Annotated in this window: 1 protein-coding gene and 2 pseudogenes; 2 read left to right on the top strand and 1 reads right to left on the bottom strand. The window is 41.5% G+C overall.

The genetic code is table 11. The features are described 5' to 3' along the window. Positions 1 to 217: 217 nt before the first annotated feature. Positions 218 to 777, top strand: a pseudogene (locus QUB56_RS36900) (IS66 family transposase); the annotation flags it as partial. 140 nt (positions 778 to 917) lie between these two features. Continuing rightward, positions 918 to 1,139 carry a hypothetical protein gene (locus QUB56_RS36895; RefSeq protein ID WP_332961302.1) on the top strand — a complete coding sequence of 74 codons (222 nt, stop codon included), beginning with the start codon at positions 918 to 920 and terminating at the stop codon, positions 1,137 to 1,139. 9 nt (positions 1,140 to 1,148) lie between these two features. Here the strand turns inward: QUB56_RS36895 and QUB56_RS36890 are convergent. Beyond that, positions 1,149 to 1,386 (bottom strand): annotated as a pseudogene (locus QUB56_RS36890) (IS4 family transposase); the annotation flags it as partial.

The following is a 1,386-nucleotide window of genomic DNA, read 5'->3' as shown; positions in this document are numbered from 1 at the left end:
ATACACTATCCACTGTTTTGGTTTTGAGCCAATACAGAATCAGCAGTTTTTCGTGGCGCACAGCATCTTTCTCTCGACCCAGCAAAGTTTTCAGTTCTGCTGCGGTTTCTCGAACTACAATCTTGGCAACTCCTGACATTATTTTGACCTCTATTTGGCTACTAAATTGCAAAATGCACTTCTACTAACTTTAGCACTATTTTATGAAACTGGTATTAGTGCTTATAACCCCCAGTCGGCAGCGGCGAAACAGAAATGTTTAACCCATTTGGAACGTGATTTGGAAGCACTCAAGCTGAGTCGGTTTGAAGGTAATCGTTTGTTTGCCTCAGCCGTGGGTGAGATTTTAACCACTGCCAGAACCTGGTACCGGGACTATCATCTGGGGAAATTGAGTCAACTTCTAATCGCTCGTAATCGTCCGGTAATTGAAGCTCAACTGCAAGCTGTTTTGCACAATCCACCAGTTACAGGATGGCCGGCCGATGCCCAACGATTAGCCAACCGGATTCAACGTCATTGGAGAGAATGGTTTACTTTTTTAGACCATCCAGAAGTTAAACCCGACAACAATGATGCTGAACGAGCTTTACGCAAGCGTGGTCGTGCATCGGAAAGTAACTGGAGGAGCGCGAAGTGATTGGGGCGCTCAATTAGTAGCCCAAATGTTTAGCTTTTTAGAAACAGTCCGGCTGCAAGGTGGGGAAGCGATCGCACAATTGTACGAGTTACTGTCTGTCTTCTGGTCGTAGTCCTCCCGGCTTACAATTCAACTGAACTTTTCGTTGAAATAAATTGAATCAACCAGTGTTCCACAAACTTCCTTCTTGCTTGTGGCAAGTTTTTTTGGAATACCATCTACAACTCGAGTGCGTAGCTATCGCTGATATTATTGGCGATATCGCAACGCAGTTGCGGTGAGCAGTTACGAAAAAAGCCATAAAAAACCCAAACAAACCATCAACAAAGCTAGTAATATAGACACAGTATCCTATCAAATAAGCGGTAAAATAGAAACGAGATCCGAAATAATATCAGCAGAAAAAATCAAAGCAGGGAGATTTCTACTGGCAACAAACATCTTATATAAAAACGAAATAACCAACCAGCAAATATTAGAAAAATACCTTAAAGGGTGACAAAAATCGCTACAATACAACAGTTCGGATAAGCTTTGCCGCGCTTTTACCTCGTTGATAATTAGACCGTTTATTCGGGTATAAACTAATATATTTCCTAACTTCTTTTTGACAAATATCTATAAAACTTACCCAATTTTCCGCCCGCATACCCACTTGAAATGTACTGTGCGAACGATAAATATGTTTGGGTTGTTTGGGACGAGCTACATATTTTTGCACTCCCATTTTTTTGACTGATTTTCCT

This window comes from Microcoleus sp. AR_TQ3_B6 (assembly GCF_036702785.1).
GTDB lineage: Bacteria > Cyanobacteriota > Cyanobacteriia > Cyanobacteriales > Microcoleaceae > Microcoleus.
The sequence above is the reverse complement of the archived record's forward strand: the minus strand, read 5'-3'. Positions and strand labels throughout refer to the sequence as shown.